21 protein-coding genes are annotated in these 19,226 nt (G+C 70.2%); 13 read left to right on the top strand and 8 right to left on the bottom strand.

All coding sequences use genetic code 11. From position 1 onward, the window contains the following. Positions 1 to 29: 29 nt before the first annotated feature. Both eccD and ABZ342_RS33035 read left to right on the top strand, forming a co-directional pair. On the top strand, positions 30 to 1,403 hold the full coding sequence (gene eccD / locus ABZ342_RS33030; RefSeq protein ID WP_360481340.1) for a type VII secretion integral membrane protein EccD: 1,374 nt from the start codon (positions 30 to 32) through the stop codon (positions 1,401 to 1,403). Positions 1,404 to 1,578: 175 nt separating this feature from the next. After that, positions 1,579 to 1,878, top strand: a complete 300-nt coding sequence (locus ABZ342_RS33035; RefSeq protein WP_360481343.1) for a hypothetical protein — start codon at positions 1,579 to 1,581, stop codon at positions 1,876 to 1,878. 7 nt (positions 1,879 to 1,885) lie between these two features. On the opposite strand, the gene ABZ342_RS33040 is transcribed toward ABZ342_RS33035, so the two are convergent. Continuing rightward, the gene (locus ABZ342_RS33040) at positions 1,886 to 2,935 is read right to left on the bottom strand and encodes a type VII secretion protein EccE (protein WP_360481346.1); all 1,050 of its coding nucleotides are present in this window, start codon (positions 2,933 to 2,935) and stop codon (positions 1,886 to 1,888) included. Positions 2,936 to 3,076: 141 nt separating this feature from the next. Between ABZ342_RS33040 and eccB the strand changes: the two genes are divergently transcribed. The 3 genes from eccB to ABZ342_RS33055 are packed head-to-tail and all read left to right on the top strand — an operon-like array spanning position 3,077 to position 5,861. Then, entirely contained in the window at positions 3,077 to 4,498 is a 1,422-nt protein-coding gene (eccB, locus tag ABZ342_RS33045) for a type VII secretion protein EccB (protein WP_360481348.1), read from the top strand. Positions 4,499 to 4,509: 11 nt separating this feature from the next. Continuing rightward, positions 4,510 to 5,205, top strand: coding sequence for a response regulator transcription factor (locus ABZ342_RS33050; protein ID WP_196425225.1), 696 nt, complete (start codon positions 4,510 to 4,512; stop codon positions 5,203 to 5,205). Further along, on the top strand, positions 5,202 to 5,861 hold the full coding sequence (locus ABZ342_RS33055; RefSeq protein ID WP_155541960.1) for a response regulator transcription factor: 660 nt from the start codon (positions 5,202 to 5,204) through the stop codon (positions 5,859 to 5,861). Before ABZ342_RS33050 ends, ABZ342_RS33055 begins: the two co-directional genes overlap by 4 nt. Positions 5,862 to 5,903: 42 nt before the next feature. On the opposite strand, the gene ABZ342_RS33060 is transcribed toward ABZ342_RS33055, so the two are convergent. Beyond that, positions 5,904 to 6,698, bottom strand: coding sequence for a carbon-nitrogen hydrolase family protein (locus ABZ342_RS33060; protein ID WP_360481487.1), 795 nt, complete (start codon positions 6,696 to 6,698; stop codon positions 5,904 to 5,906). Between the two features lie 83 nt (positions 6,699 to 6,781). Between ABZ342_RS33060 and hisD the strand changes: the two genes are divergently transcribed. The 4 genes from hisD to ABZ342_RS33080 are packed head-to-tail and all read left to right on the top strand — an operon-like array spanning position 6,782 to position 9,955. Further along, on the top strand, positions 6,782 to 8,107 hold the full coding sequence (hisD, locus tag ABZ342_RS33065; protein WP_360481353.1) for a histidinol dehydrogenase: 1,326 nt from the start codon (positions 6,782 to 6,784) through the stop codon (positions 8,105 to 8,107). Beyond that, a complete protein-coding gene (locus ABZ342_RS33070; RefSeq protein ID WP_360481356.1) occupies positions 8,104 to 9,204 on the top strand; it encodes a histidinol-phosphate transaminase in 1,101 nt (366 codons plus the stop codon). The genes hisD and ABZ342_RS33070 overlap by 4 nt, the downstream gene beginning before the upstream one ends. After that, complete coding sequence (gene hisB / locus ABZ342_RS33075; protein ID WP_155541963.1) at positions 9,201 to 9,800, top strand: imidazoleglycerol-phosphate dehydratase HisB; 600 nt, start codon at positions 9,201 to 9,203, stop codon at positions 9,798 to 9,800. The genes ABZ342_RS33070 and hisB overlap by 4 nt, the downstream gene beginning before the upstream one ends. Continuing rightward, the gene (locus tag ABZ342_RS33080) at positions 9,797 to 9,955 is read left to right on the top strand and encodes a hypothetical protein (RefSeq protein WP_360481359.1); all 159 of its coding nucleotides are present in this window, start codon (positions 9,797 to 9,799) and stop codon (positions 9,953 to 9,955) included. Before hisB ends, ABZ342_RS33080 begins: the two co-directional genes overlap by 4 nt. 923 nt (positions 9,956 to 10,878) lie before the next feature. On the opposite strand, the gene ABZ342_RS33085 is transcribed toward ABZ342_RS33080, so the two are convergent. Further along, positions 10,879 to 13,074 carry an MMPL family transporter gene (locus ABZ342_RS33085; protein ID WP_360481362.1) on the bottom strand — a complete coding sequence of 732 codons (2,196 nt, stop codon included), beginning with the start codon at positions 13,072 to 13,074 and terminating at the stop codon, positions 10,879 to 10,881. A gap of 205 nt (positions 13,075 to 13,279) precedes the next feature. Here ABZ342_RS33085 and ABZ342_RS33090 point away from each other — a divergent pair, with 205 nt between their 5' ends. Continuing rightward, complete coding sequence (locus ABZ342_RS33090) at positions 13,280 to 13,873, top strand: TetR family transcriptional regulator (RefSeq protein ID WP_155541965.1); 594 nt, start codon at positions 13,280 to 13,282, stop codon at positions 13,871 to 13,873. Positions 13,874 to 14,090: 217 nt separating this feature from the next. Here ABZ342_RS33090 and ABZ342_RS33095 read toward each other — a convergent pair whose 3' ends face one another. Both ABZ342_RS33095 and soxR read right to left on the bottom strand, forming a co-directional pair. After that, positions 14,091 to 14,624 (bottom strand): RNA 2'-phosphotransferase, encoded by a 534-nt coding sequence (locus ABZ342_RS33095; RefSeq protein WP_360481365.1) that lies wholly within the window; start codon positions 14,622 to 14,624, stop codon positions 14,091 to 14,093. Positions 14,625 to 14,657: 33 nt separating this feature from the next. Further along, on the bottom strand, positions 14,658 to 15,119 hold the full coding sequence (gene soxR / locus ABZ342_RS33100) for a redox-sensitive transcriptional activator SoxR (RefSeq protein WP_360481368.1): 462 nt from the start codon (positions 15,117 to 15,119) through the stop codon (positions 14,658 to 14,660). Between the two features lie 52 nt (positions 15,120 to 15,171). On the opposite strand from soxR, the gene ABZ342_RS33105 reads away from it, so the two are divergent. After that, entirely contained in the window at positions 15,172 to 15,861 is a 690-nt protein-coding gene (locus ABZ342_RS33105) for a thiamine pyrophosphate-dependent enzyme (RefSeq protein ID WP_360481371.1), read from the top strand. 6 nt (positions 15,862 to 15,867) lie between these two features. Further along, positions 15,868 to 16,752, top strand: coding sequence for a transketolase (locus ABZ342_RS33110; RefSeq protein ID WP_360481374.1), 885 nt, complete (start codon positions 15,868 to 15,870; stop codon positions 16,750 to 16,752). Here ABZ342_RS33110 and ABZ342_RS33115 read toward each other — a convergent pair. Together ABZ342_RS33115 and ABZ342_RS33120 are read right to left on the bottom strand one after the other, a co-directional pair. Then, entirely contained in the window at positions 16,730 to 17,845 is a 1,116-nt protein-coding gene (locus ABZ342_RS33115; RefSeq protein WP_360481377.1) for a hypothetical protein, read from the bottom strand. The genes ABZ342_RS33110 and ABZ342_RS33115 overlap by 23 nt on opposite strands. Further along, entirely contained in the window at positions 17,842 to 18,045 is a 204-nt protein-coding gene (locus ABZ342_RS33120; RefSeq protein WP_360481380.1) for a hypothetical protein, read from the bottom strand. Before ABZ342_RS33120 ends, ABZ342_RS33115 begins: the two co-directional genes overlap by 4 nt. A gap of 44 nt (positions 18,046 to 18,089) precedes the next feature. On the opposite strand from ABZ342_RS33120, the gene ABZ342_RS33125 reads away from it, so the two are divergent. After that, positions 18,090 to 18,710, top strand: coding sequence for an NUDIX hydrolase (locus ABZ342_RS33125; protein ID WP_360481383.1), 621 nt, complete (start codon positions 18,090 to 18,092; stop codon positions 18,708 to 18,710). Here the strand turns inward: ABZ342_RS33125 and ABZ342_RS33130 are convergent. Further along, a complete protein-coding gene (locus tag ABZ342_RS33130) occupies positions 18,696 to 19,220 on the bottom strand; it encodes an NIPSNAP family protein (protein WP_360481386.1) in 525 nt (174 codons plus the stop codon). The two genes, ABZ342_RS33125 and ABZ342_RS33130, sit on opposite strands and share 15 nt — an antisense overlap. Between the last annotated feature and the right edge of the window lie 6 nt (positions 19,221 to 19,226).

Genomic DNA, 19,226 nt, shown 5'->3' on the forward strand with positions numbered 1-19,226 from the left:
GCCGACGTACTTTTTTCCGCGGAGGCGGCATGACTACCGCTTCTCTGACAGGCACGACCCGCCGGGTCACGGTGGTGACGCCGAGGGCCCGGGTGGACGTCGCGCTGCCGCAGCAGTCGACGTTCGCCGAGCTGGTGCCGCAGCTGGTGCGGCTGGCCGGGGCGTCCGGGCAGGCGTCGGCCGAACATCCGGGCTGGGTGCTGTCCCGGCTCGGCGGCGCGCCGTTGGCGCTCGGCCTGAGCGTGGCGGCCGCCCAGATCCGGGACGGCGAAGTCCTCCACCTGACCCCGCGGGAACGCCCGCGGGGTCCGCTGCTGTTCGACGACGTCGTCGACTCGATCGCGAGCGTCGCCGATTCCGCCGGCGGCTGGGGGCCGTCGGTCGCGCGGCGGTCGGGGCTGGTGGCCGCGGTGGTGCTGCTGCTGGCCGGCGGCCTGCTGGTGCAGTCGGCGGCGTCCGGCAGCGTCCTGGCCCCGATCGGGACGGGCCTGCTGGCCCTGGTGCTGCTCCTCGGCGGCGGCGCGCTGAGCCGCGCGTACGGCGACGCCGAGGCCGGCGCGGCCGGCGCGGTGGCGGGCGTCGGCGTCGCGCTGCTGGCCGGGATGTCCGTCCTGGCGCCGCATCCGCTGTTTTCGCTGGCGGCGGGGCCGTTGGCGGCCGGGCTGGCGGCGGTGACGGTGTACGGCGTCCTGGCGGCGGTTTCGGTGGCCGACCGGCTGCCGTGGTTCGTGGCGATCACGACCGCGGCGGGCTTCGGCGCGATCACGACGGGCGTGGTCCTGCTGGCCGGCGTTTCTCCCGTGTCGGCGGCCGCGGTGGTCTCGGTGCTGAGCACGGCTTTGGCGGCGGTGGCCCCGATGCTGTCGCTGCGCCTGGCCCGGCTGCCGCTGCCCCGCGTGCCGGACGACATGGAGGCGTTCCGCGCGGACGAACAGCCGTCGCTGGGCACGGAGATGATCGGCCGGACATCCCGGGCCCAGGCCGTGCTGACGGGGCTGCTGGTGGGCCTGGGCCTGGTGGTGCTGGCGTCGTCGGTGGTGCTGTCGGCGGGCGGGCCGTGGGACGCCGGGCTGGCCGGGGTGCTGGGCTTGGCGTGGATCCTGCGATCACGGTCGTACGCGGGCCGGGTCCAGCGTCTGGTGCTGGTCGGGTTCGGCGTGCTTTCGCTGGTGTGCGCCGGGGTGTGGCTGGTGGCGTCGGGCAACCGGACGGTGGTGTTCGCAGCGGGCTGCGCGGTCGTCCTGGCGGCGGTGGTGTGCCTGGTTTACGCGACGCGGGTCGCGCGCGGGCTGCGTTCGCCTTACTGGTCGCGGCTTTTGGACGTTTCGGAGTTCCTGGTGCTGCTTTCGCTGGTGCCGTTCGTGGGCATGATCGCGGGGGTGTACGAAGCGGTCCGCGGCTGAGGGGTAATGGGCCGCCACCGCCGCTGACGACGACGGCTGCGGCGGCCCATTGTCGTTGCGATCTTGGGTGTCGCGGGTGTGGTGGTCGGTCAGGTGATCACCGGTCCTCGGCTCCTACGACCCTTTCGTGTCCAGCCATTCCGAGATCGGAACAGCCAGCTCCAGGCTTGATTCGGTGACCAAAGTGGTTCACGCTCAGCTGGGGAAGGTCGAGATAGTCGGGTCGGCCGAAACGTCCGCACAGCTGAAGTCGCTCAGTGGCTTTCTGCGTACTCTGAGATTCCTTTATCTGCAGTACCCGACCGGAGAAGGCCGCGAAGCCGACGCGGCCATGATCAGCGAGATCGCCCGGGACTCGAACGACCTGTATCCCCGGATCGAGTCAGCGGCTCGACAGCTGAATGAGTCCTTCCGGCGAGACTTGGGAATTCCGTCGACCGGCGCCGCAGAACATCCGCCCGGATCCCACGACTGACTCGTGCTCAGCTGTCCAGCGCCAGCGGAAGAGTCCGCCGCACCGCGGCGCCGTGCCGGCCGTGCAACGGAACCACCGGAATCCTCGGCGACGGGACCGCGGCCCCGGGCCGAGCCCCCACCCGCACCGTCACTTCAGCCTTTTCCCGCCCCCCGGCGGTCCGCGTCAGCAGGTACGAAGTCGCCGTGAAAGCCGCTCCCGGCACCGCGAAATCCACCACCTTCGACGTCCTCGGCCGGAAGCAAACCTGCGCCGAGTCACCCCAAGTCCAAGACTTCCACCGGTTCGGCGGAGCGGAAGCCGCCCCCTGGACACCCAGAGCGACCCGAAGCTCCTTCGCCAGCTCCCCGGCCTCCAGCACCGTGCTCTGGTACCCCGCCTCGGCCAGCGCCCCCATCAAGCTCAACGCCGCCGACGCCGTGCTCCGCAACGCACCCAGGTCGCCACCACCACGGGCCAATGCCGCGATCGGGGCCAGGTCCGGCCGGTACCGGACCGCCAGCCAGCGCACCCGCAGCACCTGCTCCCCGCGCGGGATGGCCCACGTCAGCAGCTGCGCCGACGCCAGCGGTACGTCCGTGCACGCGTAAGCCGAACGCAACGCCGCCACCAGCGGCCCCGGCGCTCCCGGCCCCTGCGTCAGCCGCACCAGCGCGCTCCAGCCGCCGTCGACCTCGGCGACGCCGAAGCGGTTGCCCGCGCGGTCGACGTGCTGGCGCACCTTGACCGGGCCGGCCACCGAAAGCAGCGGATCCGGGCTGTCGCGGCGCGTGTCGTGGCGCCGCAGCCGGAACGCCGTCCAGGTCAGGGCCCAGCCCGCCAGGTGCCGCCCGGCGAAGCGCACGGACGTCAGCAGCACCACGAGCCCGGCCGCCGCGCTGACCGCGATCCGCACCGGCTGCGAGACCGTGTCGACCATCCACGCGAGCAGGACGGCGATGCCCGCGATCTCCCACAGCGCGGCCTGCAGCGGCCGGATCGGCAGCAGCCAGGGCAGCGGCGTGGACGCGGGCCGCGGCGGTGCCGGGCGCACGGCGCCGGCGGTTTCGACGGACACGGGCTCCCCTTTCCCCGGGTCTGCGACGCTACTGCCTCCCCGGATGCCGTGTGGGCGTAAAAATTACCCTCCCCTTGCACCATTCGGGTGCCTAGCATCGAGCACTCGGGAGGACGACGCACACAGCCGGGGGCACAGCGCGTGTGGACGCAGCGGGACCAGATCCAGGCGTACCAGTTCCTCCGCCGCAGGCTCGTTTCCGCTCTCGTCGCGGGTGACGCCAACCACCCCGTCTCGCCCAGCCGGCGGCTCGTGCTCGGCACGGTGCTGGGGCTCGTGGCCGCCCTGCTCGTCACCGCCGTCTTCGGGATCATCGGCCTGCTGAACCCCTCCGGTGGCAAGGACTGGCTGGCCGGCGGCAAGGTGATCGTCGAGGAGGGCACCGGCGCGCGGTTCGTGCTCGGCGCCGACGGCGTCCTGCACCCCGTCCTCAACTACGCCTCCGCGCGGCTGCTGGCCGGCGGCAACGGCGACGCGACCGTGTCCGTCTCGCCGGAGAACCTCGGCAAGGCCGGCCGCGGCACCCCGATCGGCATCCCGGGGGCGCCCGACTCGGTGCCCGCCGCCGGAGCGCTGGTCACGACGCCGTGGACGAGCTGCAGCCGCACCACGCAGGACGCGCCCGCGTCGGCCGAGCCGCGCACCGCCGTCCTGCTCGCCGCGCCCGCGTCCGGGGTCGAGCTGCCCCGCGACCAGGGCGTGATCGTCCGGCTGCCCGAGGGCGACCGGTTCCTGCTCACCGGCGGCCGCCGCTACAAGCTGTCCGACGAGGCCGCGACCGCGCTGCAGTTCGACAGCTACCCGACGATCGCGGTGTCCGCGCGGTGGATCGACACCGTCCCGGCCGGGCGTGACCTGACCGCGCTGCCGGTCGACGGCGCCGGCGACCGGGGCCCCGAGGTGGGCGGCCGCGACACCCGCGTCGGTGAGGTCCTCGCCGTCGTGGACGCGATGGCCGCGCCCGGCTCCGCGACGTCGTACTACCTGGTCCGCCGGGACGGCCTCGAGCCGGTCGGGCAGACCGAAGCGAGCCTCCTGGTGACGACGGAGGCCAACGCGGCCGCGTACCCCGGCAGGCCGGCGCCGGTCGACGCCCGCGCGGCCGACGTCGCCGCCGTGCCGAAGGTCGCCGCGCCCCGCGCCGGCGGTGCTGACCCAGCTGCGTTCCCCGACCGCATCCCGGGCAAGGCGCCGATCACCGGTAACTCCGTCGTGCTGTGCATCCAGGGCAGCCGGTTGCTCGTTTCGGCCGAATTCCCGCTTTCCCCTGGCGCGAAAGCAATCCAGGTCGCCACGAGGACCGAAGCACGGGTGGCGGACGAGGTGTGGGTACCTCCGTCGGGGGGAGCCGTCGTCGTCGAATCCGGCTCGGCCACCACTTACCTGGTGACCGACACGGGCCGGAAGTACCCGGTGGTGAACGCGCAGGCAGTGGCCTCGCTCGGCTACGGAAACGTGGCCAAGTCACCGGTCAACGGTAGTTTGCTGGCATTGGTGCCGATGGGCCCCGCGCTGGACCCGGCCACGGCCGGGCAGCCGGCCCCGTCGGGTGGAACGGGGTGAAAGTCGTGCACATGACACAAGAGCGCTCGGCCGAGGACGATCTGGACCGGGGCCGGGTCCGGGTCGCGGTCATCGAAGACCACCCGCTGTACCGCGTTTCGGTGGAGCGGGTGCTGGCCGAAGCCGAATTCATCGAGCTGGGGGCGGTGGTCGACTCGGTGGCGCGGTTCCACGTCCACCGGCAGCCACCGGGCAGCGTGGTGCTGCTGGACCTGGGCCTCCCGGGCGTCGCCGGGGCGGCGGCGGTCCTGGAGGTCTGCGAGCTCGGGCACCACGTCCTCGTGGTCTCCGCGCAGGCGGAGCCCGAAGTCGTGCTGGGGGCGATCGCCGCGGGGGCGCGCGGCTTCCTCTCCAAGGACGTCGACGGGGACGAGCTGCTGATCGCGATCAAGACGGTCGCCGACGGCGGCGCGTACGTCTCGGCGGTGGTCGCCGGGATGATCATGAAGGACAACGCGGACCGGCCCGCCGTCTCGGCGGACGTCGAGCTGTCGCCGCGTGAAGAGCAGGTGCTGCGGCTGGTGGCGGCGGGGGAGCGCGACGTCGACATCGCGCTGATCCTCGGCATCGGCGTCCGGACGGTGCGGGGCTACCTCGACCGCATCCGCGACAAGACCGGCGAACGGCGTCGGCCGGGCCTGGTCAAGGAAGCCATCCGGCGCGGCCTGATCGGCGGCTCCGGCCCGCGGCGCGGCGGCCGCAAATGAGCGACGACGACCAGGCGGCGGCCAAGGCGCCCCGGCGGATCCACGTCGGGGTCATCGAGGACCACCCGCTCTACCGGTACGCGCTCACCCGCGTGCTCACCGAGGCCGCGGACATCGAGCTCGGCGCCGTCGCCGACTCGGTGGCCCGGTTCGCGGTGCAGGACCAGCCGGCCGGCAGCGTCGTGGTCCTCGACCTGAAGCTCCGGGGTGTCCAGGATGCGGCCGCGGTCCTGGAAGTGGGGCAGATGGGGCACAAGGTGCTGGTGGTGTCCGCGCACGCGGAACAGCCGGAGGTGCTCGGCGCGATGCAGGCGGGCGCGAAGGGCTTCTTGTCGAAGGACGTCGACGGCGACGAGCTGCTGCGCGCGATCCGCACGATCGCCGACGACAACGCCTACGTCTCGCCGACGCTGGCCGGGATGATCATCCAGGACAGCGAGGAGCGGCACGCGGGGCCGAAGATCGTCCTGTCGGAGCGCGAGAAGCAGGTGCTCCGCCTGGTGGCGGCGGGGGAGCGCGACGTCGACGTGGCGGAGATCCTCAACATCAGCGTCCGCACGGTCCGGTCGTACCTGGACCGGATCCGCGACAAGACGGGCGAACGGCGGCGCGCGGGCTTCGTGCGCGTCGCCATCCGCGAGGGCCTGCTCCGCTAGGCCCGTCCCGAGCTTTCCCGTGAAAGCTGTGTCCGGCCGGGTTCAGAGACGGCGGTTGGCCAGGGCTCCCGTCGCCGTGCGGGCCTTGGCCGACACCGAGGTGTCGATGTCGACCACCAGCGTCTCCGGGGCCGCGCCCGCGGCGGCGTGCACCCGGCCGAAACCGTCCGCGACCAGCGAATACCCGATCCCGGTCGGGGCCTTCGGGTTCACCGTGAGGCCCGTCGCCGCCGGGTCCGCCTGGCCGCAGGCCAGCACCCAGCAGCCCGAATCGAGGGCCCGCGCGCGCACCAGCACCTCCCACTGCTCGCGCTTGCCCTCGCCCGCGCCCCAGGACGCAGGCAGCAGCACGACGTCGGCACCGTCGTCGGCCAGCGCGCGGAACAGCTCCGGGAACCGCACGTCGTAGCAGGTCGCGACACCGTAGACGACGCCGTCCAGCTCGAACGTGGTCACCGACGCGCCGGGCGCCACCGTGTCCGACTCCGCGAAGCCGAACGCGTCGTAGAGGTGGATCTTGTCGTAGCCGCGGTGCTGCCCGGCGCCGGTGACCAGCAGCGTGTTGCGCACCCGGCCGCCGTCCGCGGGGGTGAACATCCCGGCGACGACCACCACGTCGTGCTCGGCGGCCACCGTGGCCACCGCCGAGGCCCACGGCCCGTCCAGCTCCTCCGCGACCGGCGCCAGCGGACGCCCGAAGCGGGCCATCGTCGCCTCGGGGAACACGACGATCCGCGCGCCGTCGGCCACCGCGGCTTCCACCCCGGAGCGAACGAGCTTCAGGTTCGCCTCCGGGTCGTCACCCGAGTTGACCTGGCACAACGCGATTCGCGCCACCGCTGCCTCCTGCATGCTGGGATCCGCCGTCACCGGGGAGTATCGCTGAAAACCCCTTCGGCGTGACCTCGTACCCTGGTGGCATGTTGAACCGCACCGACCTGCGTGGGCAGGTCCCGACCGCCGCCGAACTGCGCGCCACGCTTCCCCGCGCCGAATACGACGTGGACGCGGCGCTGCATCACGTGCGCCCGGTGGTCGAGGCGGTCCGTGACCGCGGTGTCGAAGCCGTCCTCGAGTACACGGAGAAGTTCGACAAGGTGCGGCCGGCGTCCGTGCGGGTGCCGCGTGCTTCGTTGACGAAGGCGCTGGCCGAGCTGGACCCGGCCGTGCGCGCCGCGCTGGAGGAGTCGATCACCCGCGCCCGGAAGGTGCACGAAGAGCAGCGCCGCACCGACGTCACGACCACGGTCGTCGACGGCGGCACGGTCACCGAGAAGTGGGTGCCGGTCGAGCGCGTCGGGCTGTACGCCCCGGGCGGGCTGGCCGTGTACCCCTCGACCGTGGTGATGAACGTCGTCCCGGCGCAGATCGCGGGAGTCGGCTCGCTGGTCGTCTGCTCACCGCCGCAGGCCGCGTTCGACGGCCTGCCGCACCCGACCATCCTCGCCGCGGCCGAGCTCCTCGGCGTCGACGAGGTGTGGGCGGTGGGAGGCGCCCAGGCCGTCGCGCTGCTCGCGTACGGCGGCACGGACACCGACGGCACGGAGCTCACCCCGGTCGACGTCGTCACCGGCCCGGGCAACATCTACCTGACCGCGGCGAAGCGGATGCTGCGCGGCCTGATCGGCATCGACTCCGAGGCCGGCCCGACCGAGATCGCCATCCTCGCCGACGAGACGGCCGACCCGGTGCACGTCGCCGCCGACCTGGTCAGCCAGGCCGAGCACGACCCCCTGGCGGCGAGCGTCCTGGTGACGACTTCCGTCGAGCTGGCCGACGCCGTCGACAAGGACCTGGTGAACCGCGTCACGGCGACGAAGCACTCCGAACGCGTCGCCGAGGCCTTGGGCGGCAAGCAGTCCGGCGTCATCCTGGTGTCCACAGTGGACGACGGCCTGCGCGTCGTCGACGCCTATGCCGCCGAGCACCTCGAGATCCAGACGGCGGACGCGCGCGCGGTCGCCGCCCGGGTCCGCAACGCGGGCGCGATTTTCGTCGGCGCGTACGCCCCGGTGTCGCTCGGCGACTACTGCGCCGGGTCCAACCACGTCCTGCCCACCGGCGGCTTCGCCCGCCACTCCTCGGGCCTGTCCGTGCAGAGCTTCCTCAAGGGCATCCACGTCGTGGACTACTCCGAGGACGCGCTGCGCGAGGTCGCCGGCCGCGTCGTCGCGCTGGCCGACGCCGAGGACCTGCCCGCGCACGGCGAGGCCGTCGCCGCGCGCTTCGGAGGTTCCGTCCGATGACCATCGGCGAGGACGTCACCCTGGACCAGCTGCCGCTGCGCGACGACCTGCGCGGGAAGACGCCGTACGGCGCGCCGCAGCTGGACGTCCCGGTCCGGCTCAACACCAACGAGAACCCGTACCCGCCGCCGCCCGAGCTGGTCGCGGACGTGGCCGAAGCCGTCCGTCTTGAGGCTGCCGAGCTGCACCGCTACCCGGACCGCGACGCCCTGGCGCTGCGCCAGGACCTGGCCGACTACCTGAGCGTGTCGACGCGGGTGGTGCTGTCGGAGGCGAACGTCTGGGCCGCCAACGGGTCCAACGAGGTGCTGCAGCAGATCCTCCAGGCTTTCGGCGGCCCGGGGCGCAGCGCGCTGGGGTTCGAGCCGTCGTACTCGATGCACCCGATCATCGCGTCGGGCACGCGCACCGAGTGGGTCCCGGCCCCGCGCCGCGCCGACTTCACGCTCGACACGGCCGCGGCGGCGGCGCTGATCGCCGAGAAGCGGCCGGACATCGTGTTCGTCACCAGCCCGAACAACCCGACCGGCGGCTCGATCCCGCTGCCGGAGCTGCGTGCCGCCCTGGACGCGGCCACGGGGATCGTGGTGGTCGACGAGGCGTACGCGGAGTTCTCGTCGCAGCCGAGCGCGGTGGAGCTGCTGGCCGACTACCCGGCGTCGTTGATCGTCTCACGCACGATGAGCAAGGCGTTCGCGTTCGCCGGCGGGCGGCTCGGCTACCTGGCCGCGGCCCCGGCGGTCGTCGACGCGCTGCAGCTGGTGCGGTTGCCGTACCACCTGTCGCGGCTCACACAGGCGGCCGCACGGGCGGCGCTGCGGCACGCGGACGCCACTTTGGACAGCGTGCACAAGCTGGCCGCCGAGCGCGACCGCGTCGTGGAGGCGTTGGCGGGCCTCGGGTTCGACCCGGTGCCGAGCGACTCGAACTTCGTCCTCTTCGGACCGTTCGCCTCGCCCGCGGCCGCTTGGAAGTCCTATTTGGACAAAGGTGTGCTGATCCGTGACCCCGGCATCGACGGGCACCTGCGCGTGAGCATCGGCACCCCGGAAGAGAACGACGCCTTCCTCGAGGCGAGTAAGGAAGTTTCCCGATGACCCGGATCGGCAAGATCGAGCGGACCACCAAGGAGTCCTCGATCTCCGTGCAGCTGGACCTCGACGGCACGGGCGAGGTCGAGATCTCGACCGGCGTGCCGTTCTACGACCACATGCTGACGGCGTTCGGCGTCCACGGCTCCCTGGACCTCAAGGTCGAGGCGACCGGCGACATCCACATCGACGCGCACCACACGGTCGAGGACACGGCGATCGTGCTGGGCCAGGCGATCCGCCAGGCCCTGGGCGACAAGAGCGGCATCCGCCGCTTCGGCGACGCGTGGATCCCGATGGACGAGACCCTGGCCCACGCGGCGATCGACGTGTCGGGGCGCCCGTACTGCGTGCACGTGGGCGAGCCGGAGCAGTTCAACACCTTCACGATCGGCGGCAACTACCCGTTCGTGCTGACGCGGCACGTGTTCGACTCGCTGTCGTTCCACGCGCAGATCGCGCTGCACGTAAGGGTGATCCACGGCCGCGACCCGCACCACATCGCGGAGGCGGAGTACAAGGCGGTGGCCCGCGCGTTGCGGGCGGCGACGGAGCCGGACCCGCGCGCGGCCGGCATCCCGTCCACGAAGGGCGTTCTGTGAGCAAGGAAGTCGTCGGAGTCCTCCTGCTCGCCCTCGGGGGCTTCCTTGTGGGCGGGGTCTACTCGACGTGGAAGACGGCCAAGTTCATGGCAGGCGTGCTGGGCGTCGCGGCCCTGCTTGCCATCGGCGGCGCGATCTTCTGGTTCGCCAGCTAGGGCCCCAGAAAAGACCCCGCCCTCCCAGAGGGGCGGGGTCTGGCGATCGTGACGTCTGGTGAGGAACGCGGGCCGGGTGTTCCCGGTGATCATCCTCGACGGCGTTCCCGCACCGGGCTGACCGCGCAGAGACTGACCGCCACCCTCTCCGGCACGGTTGCGGCGAAGTCGTTTGTTCTGTTCAGGTGGGTATTCCGAACAGGGTATGGGCTCGGGTGGCGTTGCGGGCGGTGCGGCGAAGCGCTTGGGTGATGGTGGTGTGCCCGGTGTGGCGGTGTGCGCTGGTGGCGAGGTTACGCAGGCTGGCCATGACTTGGGGTGCAGCCGGAGTACACCTGCTCGCCGCGATCACCCACGAAACGGCCGAAGGTGCCGCGTAGGGATTTTTGCCGTCCACCGCGATCGCCGCCGGCGCGGTCTGGGCCGGGTCGGTGGGTGCTGGTGTCGTGGTCGGTGAGCCAGTTTGCTGATCACGTCGTCGACGATGTCGCCGTCGACCCGTCCGGCGACGCGTCGCACGGTGGCTTCATCGGGTGCCACGTATCGGGGGTGGCGGGGATCGAATCGGGCGCCGGGGGCGGCCAGGACCGGCCGGGGTGCGTCGGCGGCCCATTCACCGATCGCGGTGAACGACTGGGCTCCGGCCACGACGGCTGCGGCGGCGAGCGCCAGGAAAGACCCCAAGTACGACAGGGATCAGGCACGATTGTGCAGCGGGCACAGCTCTCTCACACGATCATGGGACCTAGGCAATCACATGATCGATGAGGGCCGTGCCCGCCTGCAACCAGGCCACAAGACTTTGCCGGAACCCCCGCCCTCCCTGGGGGGCGTCCCTGGTCCAGTCTATCGGCCCCGGCCGACAAACCGGCGGCCGGAGCCTGGTTGTCCACAACCCTCCCGGGCTGTGGACAACCAGCGGCTCACCGGCTCGCGCCGACCAGTTCGCGCTCGTCGTCGTCGGGTGCGGTGTCGAGGTGCTTCGTGAGCTTCTCGCCCTCCACGTCGACGTCCGGCAGGATGCGGTCCAGCCACTTCGGCAGCCACCACGCGCCGCGGCCCAGCAGCGACATCACCGCCGGCACCAGCGTCATCCGGACCACGAACGCGTCCACCAGCACGCCGAACGCCAGCGCGAAGCCGATCGACTGGATCAGCGCCGACTCGGCCAGGATGAACCCGGCGAACACGCTGATCATGATCAGCGCCGCCGCGACGACCACCCGCGCGCCGTGGCGGAAGCCGGTGACCATCGCCTCCTGCGGCTCCGCGCCGTGGACGTGCTCCTCGCGCATCCGCGTCACCAGGAACACCTGGTAGTCCATCGCCAGTCCGAAGAGGACGCCGATCAGCAGGATCGGCAGCATGCTCATGATCGGCCCGGTCGACTTGACGCCGAGCAGGTCCGTCAGCCAGCCCCACTGGAACACCGCGACCACCGCGCCGAACGTCGCCGCGACCGAGCCGAGGAAGCCGATCGTCGCCTTCAGCGGCACCACGACCGAGCGGAACACCAGCATCAGCAGCACGAACGCCAGCCCGACGATCAGCGCGAGGTAGGGCAACATCGCGTCGGACAGCTTCTCCGAGACGTCGATGTTCGCGGCGGTCTGCCCGGTGACGGCCAGCTTCGCGCCGGTCGCGTTCTCCAGCGCGCCGGACTCGGTGCGGATCGCGGCCACCAGGTCCTCGGTCTGGGTGCTGCTCGGCCCGCTCTTGGGGATCACCGTGAGCAACGCCGTGTCACCGGTCTGGTTGACCCGCGGCGGAGTGACGGCGGCGACGTCGGGGAGCTTCTGGATGTCGGCCGCGGCCTGGCCGAGCGCGGCCTGCCGGTTGGTGCTCGCGCCGGTGTCGACGACGACCAGCAGCGGCCCGTTCGAGCCTTCGCCGAAGCTGCGGCTGGCGATCTCGTACGCCTTGTGCTGCGTGGACTCCGGCGCGGCGGTCGCGTCGTTGGGCAGGCCGAGCTGCATGCCGAGCGCGGGCAGCGCGACGACGGCCATCCCGGCCAGCGCGACGAGCAGCACCGGCCACCGGTGGCGGGCGACGAACCGCGCCCAACGCTCGCCGTGCGTCGTTTCGACGGGCTTGCGGCGCAGCCGGATGCGCTCGCCGGCGACCCGGGTGCCGGCGAAGCCGAGGATCGCGGGCAGCAGCGTCAGGGCGATGACCACGGCGACCGCCACGGTCACGGCCGCGGCGACGCCCATCTGGCCGAGGAACGGGATGCCGATGACGGTCAGGCCGGCCAGCGCGATGATGACGGTGAGCCCGGCGAACACGACAGCCGAACCGGCGGTGCCGGTGGCGCGGCCCGCGGCCTCCTCAGGATCGCGGCCGAGCTTCAGCTCGTGCCGGTAGCGCGACACGATGAACAGCGCGTAGTCGATGCCGACGGCCAGCCCGATCATCAGCGCGAGGATCGGCGTGTTCGAGTTCAGCTCCAGGAAGCCGGAGGCGAGGAAGATGCCGCCCATCCCGGTGCCGACGCCGATCAGCGCGGTGAGCAGCGGGATCCCGGCGGCGACGAGCGAGCCGAAGGTGATGATCAGCACGACGGCGGCGACCGCGACACCCAGGCCCTCGGTCGCGCCGGTCTCGGGGACGCCCTGGACGGCGTCACCGCCGAACTCGACGGTGAACCCGGCCGCGCGGGTGGCGTTCGCCGCGTCGAGCAGCGCCTGACGGTCACCGTCGGTGAGCTCGTAGGCCTTCGCGCCGTAGCTGACCTGGGCGAGCGCGACGCGCTTGTCGGGGGAGATCGACTGCGCCTGGAACGGGTCGACGACCACCGCGACCTTCGGCGCGGTCTTCAGCTGCCCGACCAGCGTCTCGACGGCCGCCTTGCCCTTCGCGTCGGAGACGGAGGTGCCGGCCGGCGCCTCGATCACGACGCGCGCGGTGGCGCCACCGGCGTTGGCCTGCGGGAACTTCTCGGTCAGCAGGTCGACGGCCCGCTGCGACTCGGTGCCGGGGATCGTCACCGAGTTCGACAGCTGGCCGGACAGCGTGAGCGCGCCCAGCCCGAGCGCCACGAGGACGGCCGCCCAGACGGCGGCGACCAGCGCTCGCCGCCGGAAGGACAACCGGCCGAGCCGGTACAGGAAGGTCGCCACGAGTCAGCTCCGTTTCGCCCGAACGGGGTCGGTTCACTCCATCTGATTACTGACCAAGCTAGCCGATCGGCAAGCAGAGGTCCAAGCCGATCGGCAAGTATGTGACTTGCCGAACAGCAAGGTTTATCCCAGCCGATCGGCTAGTGGCTGGTTTGCCGATCGACAGGGAGTGACGTACGCTCCGACGGCTCGATGAGGAGGAAGAATGACCGCCGGCCCGGCCGAGGACACCCGGACCCGACTGCTGCAGACCGCGTTGCGGCTGTTCACCGAACACGGGGTCGAGGGCACGTCGCTGCAGATGATCGCCGACGCGCTCGGCATCACGAAGGCGGCGGTCTACTACCACTTCAAGACGAAGGCGGAGATCACCGAGGCCGTCGCCGAGCCCGGCGTGCGCGATCTGGACGAGCTGGTGCTGCGCGCGGCCGCGCAGAAGCGCCGCGGCACGCAGGTGGACCTGCTGCTGGAGGGGTTCGTCGACCTGGTGATCCGGCACCGCGCGCTGGTGGCGCTGTTTTCGAGCGACCCGGGCCTGGTCCGCGCGATCGAGAAGTCGGCGCACGGCGGCATGGAGGGCTTCGGTCAGGCACTGCTGGGCATCCTGTCGGGCCCGGACCCGACGCCGGCGGCGCGGGTCAACGCGATGGTGGCGCTGACGGGCATCGCGATGGCCGGCGGTTCCCCGGACCTGGCCCGCCTGAGCGACGACGTCCTGCGCACGGAACTGCTGGATGTGGGCCGCCGCCTGCTCGGCCGCCCCCGCCGCCGAACCCCCACAGCGGTGTCGACCCTCTGATCACGCGAGATGCCCGCCCAGTCACGCGAGATGCCTCGCTGATCACGCGATATGCCTCGCCAGTCACGCGTGATGCCCGCCCGGTCACGCGTGATGCCTCGCTGATCACGCGGGTCGCGCGCCCATTCGCGCGAGATCCGGCTTCCGGCGCGCGTGTCGTCCGCCTGGGCACGCGTGTCGGCCGTCCGGGTACGCGTGTCGTCCGCTGCGGCGCGCCTCAACCGATGCGGTAGAGGTACTTCGGTGGCACGCTCGCCGTCAGCCAGACTCCGTTCGCGCTCACCTGGAACGCGTGTCCCGTCTCGGACATTGCCGCGGCGTCGACTCGGAGGATCACCGGCTTGCCCCGTCGGGCGCCTACCGTCCGGGCCGTGTCGACCGTTTCCGAAAGGTGGACCGCGTGGCGGTTCATCGGGCGCAGCCCTTCGCGCAGGATCGCGTCGAGGAACTTTGCCACCGTGCCGTGGTAGAGCACGTCCGGCGGCTGCGCGTCCGCCAGGCCGAGGTCGACCGAGACGCTGTGGCCCTGGCTCGCACGGATGCGCGCGCCGGTCTCGTCGAACGCGAAGCGGCGCTTGTTGTTCGTCTCGACCACTTCGTCGAGCTGTTCGCGCGTGATCTTCAGCGCGCGCAGCAGCGCGTCCACCTCGACCCAGCCGTCGGGCGAGAGGGTGAGGCCGGCCGCGGCCGGGTTGTGGCGCAGGTGCAGTGACATCCGTTTGGAGATGCGGATCAGTTCTTTCTCGTTCATTTCCTCCCCAGGATCCCGCGGCGGGCAAGCGATTTAGATGCCGCCCTCGACCGCCGGACGCAGCTTGCTCGCTCCCGGCCCGAAGCGCGCCAGCTCGTCGTCGTTGTTGTAGAGCGCGCAGCTGCGCAGCGACAGGCACCCGCAGCCGACGCAGCCGGTAAGCCGGTCGCGAAGCCGTTGCAGGGCGTCGATCCGCGCGTCGAGCTCGTGCTGCCAGTCGCGCGACAGCCGCGCCCAGTCGGTCTTCGTCGGGGCGTGGTCGGCGGGCAGTGACGCCAGCGCCGCGCTGATGTCTTCGAGGGAGAGCCCGACCCGTTGCGCGGCGCGGATGAACGCGATCCGCCGCAGCACCGAGCGTGGGTAGCGGCGCTGGTTGCCCGCCGACCGCTCCGAGCTGATCAGGCCTTTCTCCTCGTAGAACCGCAGTGCCGTGTGCGGCACGCCGCTGCGGTCCGCCACCTGTCCGATGCTGAGATGTTCAGCGAGCCTCGTCACCAGCTCAGGCTATCCTTGACTTCGAGTTTAGTCGAGGTTGCATCGTCGGAGTATGACCACTGCGACCGAACCGGGCTACGCCGAGCTACCGCGACTGATCTCGCTGATGACCGGCGACGACAAGCACCACGCCGCCGCGGAGTCCACTGTGGACGTCCTGTGGGTGCTCTACGACCGCGTGCTCGACGTCACGCCGGCGAACTTCCGCTCGCCGGACCGCGACCGTTTCCTGCTGTCCAAGGGACACGGGCCGATGGCGTACTACGCCGTGCTGACGGTGAAGGGCTTTCTCGACGAAGCCGAGCTGCCGATGTGGTCCAACGCGCTGTCGCGCCTCGGCCGCCACCCGGACCGCCGGCGCGTCCCCGGCGTCGAGATCTCCAGCGGCTCCCTCGGCCACGGCCTGCCGATCGCGTTCGGCACGGCGCTCGGGCTGCGCGCCCGCGGGCTGCCGTCGAAGGTCGTGACGCTGATCGGCGACGCCGAGCTGGACGAGGGATCGAACCACGAGGCGATCGTCGTCGCGGCGCGCACCGGTCTGGAGAACCTGACGACGGTGGTGATCGACAACCGATCGTCGACGCACGGCTGGCCGGGAGGCGTCGCCCGCCGTTTCGAGGTGGAGGGCTGGGAGACACGCACGGTGTCCGGCCGCGACCATGCGGCGCTGTACTCGGCGTTCACCGACGCCCATTCCGGCCGGCCGCTGGCCGTGGTCGCCGTCGTCGAACCGAAGGGCTGATTTTCCATGAGGGAAACATTTTTGAAGACGACGGAAGAGATTCTGGACGCGGACCCGGACGTGGCGGTGGTCTTGGCGGACATCTCGGCGGCCCAGCTGGCCGGCGCGGCTCGCCGTCATCCCGACCGGGTGATCAACGTGGGGATCCGTGAGCAGCTGCTGGTCAGCGCCGGTGCGGGGTTGGCGCTGGCGGGGTTGCGGCCGATCGTGCACACGTTCCCGTCGTTCCTGGTGGAGCGTGCGTTCGAGCAGATCAAGCTGGACTTTTCGCACCAGGAGGTGGGTGGGGTTCTGGTGTCGTACGGGGCGTCGTACGACATGTCGATGGCGGGGCGGACGCACCAGTCGCCGGGTGATGTTGCTTTGATCGACTCCTTGCCGGGGTGGACGGTGCATGTGCCGGGGCACGCTGCCGAGGCCCGTCGATTGTTGCTGGAGTCAATTCCTGGGGATGGGCGGGTTTATCTGCGGCTTTCGGCTCAGGCTAACGCTTCGCCGCATTTGGGGGTTGGGTTCACTCGGCTGCGGTTCGGAGCGTCTGGTGTTGTCGTTGCTGTGGGGCCGATGCTGGATCGGGTGCTGCGGGCGTGTGCGGGTCTGGATGTGACGGTGTTGTATGCGTCGACCATTCGGCCGTTTGATTCGGCTGGTTTGCGGTCGGCGGTGCTTTCGGCTTCTGGTTCGGTTGTTCTCGTGGAGCCTTATTCGGCGGGGACTTCGGCTTACTGGGTTTCGGAGGCTTTGTCGGATCTGCCGCATCGGTTGCGGTCTTTGGGGGTTCGGCGGGATGCCGAGGTGCGGACTTATGGGGAGATCGGTGACCATGATCTGGCCCATGGGCTGGACGCCGGGTCGTTGAGGTTGTCGATCAAGGACTTCCTGGGGGAGTAGGCGGAGTTCCGGTGCTGGGGTGTTTGTAGCGGACATTGACTTCGTCACTTCCCCCGAGGAGATCCATCAACGCGCCATTGGCTTTGCGCTCCTGGAGCGTGCTCGTCGGGAGGCGCACGTGCAAGCTCTCGTAGAGCTTGAACCGGTTCAGGTCGAGAACGGTGCGGACAACAGCCATATAGGTGTCGGCTGCCGCGATGGCGCCACGGTATGCGAGATAGGCGAGGAGGTAGGGACCGAGGGCGAGCAAGAGCCAAAAACCGTCGGTGAACAGGCACGCGACCGTTTCGATGGTCGCCAGCAAGGCGACGACGCAAAGTCTGACCGAGGTGTCCAGTTGTTGCCTGGTGTCGTTGAGGTAGCTTCGATCGAGTTCGGGTGAGATCAAGGCCAAGTACGGTGCTGTGCGAATGGCGCTCAGTCCGTACTGCCGGCCGACGGAGTCTTCGGCTTGGCGCAGAGCGTTGCCCAAGCGTGTCGGCATCATCCGGTCGATCTCAGGGTAGCGGCTCTTCTCTTGCCTGATTGACTCCAGTGCGGCTTTCAAACCGGAGAGCTCGTGTGCTCGGTCGCTTCCGAACATGCCCAGTTCGGCCTCTTTCCGATCCTCCTTGCTGAGATTCTCGGGATGGACGATATTCGGTTCCTCGTCGAGCAGGTCAAGAAAGTACTGTTCGGCAAGAAAGATCTTCAGGCGCCTTTTGAGGATATTCGAAAGCTCGCGTTCCTGTGTGTGGAGGCTGCGCCGCTGCTTCCGGTAGTGTGTTATCCGCATGCTCAACAACTTGACGGCCATTGGTGAGCTGCCCCAGTAGCCTTCGAGGAACCGGGTCATTGCCAGCTGAAGGGGATGCAGGAACAGTGCCACGATGATGGTGGCCAGAAGCAGCCAGGTGATCGAGGCGAAACCGATATCGGCGAGCCGAGGAACCATCCGGGACAAATTCGGCTCGGACTGCCAAGCGTCGCTCGCCACCAGGGCGGTACTCCACACGACCAGGAAGAGCGATGGCACCATGCTGACGATGCTGAAGTATCGGCCGATGCGGGCACCGAGACCGACCGCCGCGTCGGCCACCGACGGCGACGTCACTTCTGAGTTCCGTCAGCGTTGAACTTGACGAACTTCCCGCAGAAGGGACAGTACGGCTTGCGATAGTAGAGCTCCAGAGTCGTCCCGCACCTCCGGCAGTCGATCTCCTCCTGCTCGATCAGCTTCTCGATCCCGGGCAGGGAGAAGGGCGGATACTCGGTGAGCAGGGTTATCCGGTGGATGAGTCGCCAAGCTCGCACGTCTTGCACCCCCGCCCACCAGGATCGAACCATCGTAGGCCAGCATGCACGCACAGTCGACCAGCTGGAACGAGGTGGTGATCGGCATTTCGGTCTGGTGCTACCCGGTTGTGGGTGTAGTGGCCGTGGCGGCTTCTGGGGAGTTCGGGCTTGGCTGGACCCTCTCGCTGGCGGCGATCGTAGCGGCCCTTGGGTGGCTGGTGCTTCGAACGCGACGGGCCGATAGCGTGGCCTCCATGGGGTCCAGCATTCGGCCGATCGCGCTCGGTCTGCTACGGCGGCGCGATGAAATCCTTGTCTTCGAAGGGCGTGACGACGTCAAAGACGAGACCTACTACCGGCCCCTCGGTGGTGGGGTCGAGTTCGGGGAGAACAGCGAGGACGCCCTCAAGAGGGAGTTTCGCGAAGAGCTCGACGCCGAGATCAAAGTCGGCAAACGGCTGGGCGTGCTCGAGAACGTCTTCACCTGGCGAAGCCGCCCCGGGCATGAGATCGCCTTCGTCTACGAGGCCGAGTTCGTCGACTCCGACTTGTACGCCCGGGACGAGATGAAGATCCTCGACGACCCCGCCACCGCGCAGTGGGTGGCCGTCGAGGAGTTCGAGAACGGCAGCAAGATCCTCTACCCCAACGGGCTCATCGAACTGCTCTCATCGGAGCGGTGATCGCGCCGTCGGCTCCAGCCTCTCTCCCGGTGATTCGCGGCTGAACGACACCGTGAACGGCCCGTCCGTCCGCACCGGCAGCTGCGGGAAGTTGTTCGGCGCGGGCTCCGTCTCGAACACCGCGAACGCCGACGGCGACGCCTCGAAGGAGACGTACAACCCCGAACCCGGGGGTGGGGAAGTCAGCCCACGACGGACCGGACGCAGCAGCAGCACGTTGTCCGAGTCCACCATCGTCGCGTTCGCCTCGTCGCGGAAACGGCGCCACACCGGTCCCGTGTAGAACGCGGAAAGCGCGTCCGCGCGCGCAGCCAAGGAAGAGAACCCCCGCAACCACACGAACTCGTCCGGGGACGACGGAGTCCGGAACAGCCCGAACAGATGCGCCCCCACCGCCTCTTGCGGCGAAACGAACTCGCGCTCGAACAGCGCGATCAGCTCGTCGCGCCGGCCGGGGTGCAGGGTGTAGCGGCGCAGTTCCAGCACCGTCTCGAACGATGAAAAGTCCACGGCCCG

This window comes from Amycolatopsis sp. NPDC005961, assembly GCF_040629235.1.
In the GTDB taxonomy this organism is placed as follows: domain Bacteria; phylum Actinomycetota; class Actinomycetes; order Mycobacteriales; family Pseudonocardiaceae; genus Amycolatopsis; species Amycolatopsis camponoti.